Origin of the sequence: Ornithinibacter sp., assembly GCF_035443565.1 — a bacterium.
Taxonomy (GTDB): Bacteria; Actinomycetota; Actinomycetes; order Actinomycetales; family Dermatophilaceae; genus Fodinibacter.
The window spans coordinates 1-1,991 of the sequence record NZ_DAORSO010000273.1; the positions used below are offsets into that span (position 1 = coordinate 1).

Consider the following 1,991-nt stretch of genomic DNA (forward strand, 5'->3'; position numbering starts at 1 on the left):
CGGCGCAGCCAGAGGATCGCGGTCATGCGGGGCCTTTCACGACAGGGCGTCGAGCACGGGCGGGAGGAGGAAGAGCATGCCCAGCGACCACGTCAGGTGCGTGACGATGGGGCCGAGGATGCCGCCGGTCACCCGCCGCTGGAAGGCGACGACGAGCCCGACGAGGGCCGCGGCGAGCACGAGCAGGGGGATGCCGGCCGCGGCGGTCACGAGGGCGTAGACCACCGTCGTCACCGCCACCGCGTGCCGGCGCCCGACGGCGGCGTAGAGGGCTCCGCGGAAGTAGAGCTCCTCGGCGATGCCGTTGACGACGGTGATGAGGGCGACCAGGGGCAGCGAGCCGACCCGGGCGTGGTCGAGCAGTTCCTGGACGGGTTCGCGCAGCACCGGGATGCGGGCCACGACCAGCGCCCCGACCATGAACAGCGCCAGCAGCATCACCCCGAGGGCGAGCGACTGCACGACGGCGCGGCTGGACCCAGAGCCGCCTCGGGTGTGTCCGCGCCCGAGGTGCAGGGGGCCCGAGAGGAACGCCCCAGCGGCCCAGACACCCGCCAGCGCGAAGGTGGCCCCGTAGAAGCGTGGGTCCCCGGGCTCGATGCGCAGCGCGATGGCGAGGATGACCCCACCGATGACGAGCGTGATGGCGGCGACGACGCGGCGTCGGCGGAACGCGGCATCGCTCTCGGTGTGGTCACGCTCCACGGGCGTCACGAGGGCGGCACGCAGGAACGCCCGGAACTCGTCGACGACGTTCACGACTGCCCGCGCGGGCGGCGTCCCCCGGCCCAGTCGGGGTCGGCAGCGGTGATGCGCGCCGGGTCGGCGGTGCCGGGCTCGGGGCGCGGGTCGACCCCGTCACCGGCGAGGGCGTCGGCGACGGCCCGGTCGTAGTCGAGGTAGCCCTGCGGCGGGGAACCGACGAGGTCGTCGATGTCGCGCTCGGTGCACACGACCTCGTGGAGCAGGCTCCCGACCAGCGGCTTCGCGACGCCCGTGGGCACCGGGGTCACGAGCCCCACCCACTGGCTCGCGAGGTAGGGGGTGAGCACCGGTACCGAGACGATGAGGCGCGGACGCAGACCGGCGATCCGGGCGAACCGGTTGATCATCTCGCGGTAGGTCAGCACGTCCGGGCCACCGATGTCGAAGGTGCGGTTCTGCTCGGGCGGCAGGTCTGCGGCCGCGACGAGCAGGTGCAGCACGTCACGCACGGCGATCGGCTGGATGCGGTTGTCGAGCCACTTCGGCGTGATCATCGCCGGCAGGCGGGTCGTCAGGTGGCGCAGCATCTCGAACGATGCCGAGCCCGAGCCCAGGATCACTGCCGCCTGGAGCACCGCCGTCGGCACCCCGCTCGCGAGCAGGATGTCGCCGACCTCGACCCGGGACGCGAGGTGGTCGCTCAGCTCACCGTCGTGGGGGTGCAGCCCCGAGAGGTAGACGATCCGGCCCACCCCGGCATCCGCCGCGCACCGCCCGAAGGTCTGCGCGAGCTCGCGGTCGCGCTCGACGAAGTTGCCCTGGCCGTCCATCGAGTGCAGGAAGTAGTAGGCGACGTCGACGTCGGCGAGCGCGCGTGCGAGCGTGTCGGGCGAGGCGGCATCCCCTTCCACCACGTCGACCCGGTCACGCCAGGCGCGCCCCGCGACCTTGTCAGCGGAGCGGGTGAGCACCCGCACCTGCCACCCCTCGTCGAGCAGACGGGGGACGAGGCGCGAGCCGATGTAGCCGGTGGCACCGGTGACGAGCGCGCGCCGGGGAGTCGTCGGGGAGTCGGTCACAGCCGGTCCAACGTGCTCTTCAGCTGCTCCGCGGTGCGGTCGCCGAGGCGGTCGAGCAACGGCTTCATCAGCGGCGCGGCGAACCGGGCCAGCCCGGTGAAGGTGAACTCGGCGCGGTAGTGCACCGACGACCCGTTCGGCCCGTGCGGCGTGACGGTGATGGTGTCGTGGCTGACCGTCGTGTCGTTGCGCCCGACGATGACGAAC

Annotated in this window: 3 protein-coding genes; all 3 read right to left on the reverse strand. The window is 72.8% G+C overall.

From position 1 onward, the window contains the following. Window positions 1–36 precede the first annotated feature (36 nt). Window positions 37–759, reverse strand: coding sequence for a CPBP family intramembrane glutamic endopeptidase (locus tag PLL68_RS14365; RefSeq protein WP_324535244.1), 723 nt, complete (start codon window positions 757–759; stop codon window positions 37–39). After that, a complete protein-coding gene (locus PLL68_RS14370) occupies window positions 756–1,784 on the reverse strand; it encodes an NAD(P)H-binding protein (RefSeq protein ID WP_324535246.1) in 1,029 nt (342 codons plus the stop codon). Before PLL68_RS14370 ends, PLL68_RS14365 begins: the two co-directional genes overlap by 4 nt. Then, window positions 1,781–1,991 (reverse strand): SRPBCC family protein (locus tag PLL68_RS14375; protein WP_502910725.1); only part of this gene is annotated, 211 nt, incomplete at its 5' end. The genes PLL68_RS14375 and PLL68_RS14370, both read right to left, overlap by 4 nt.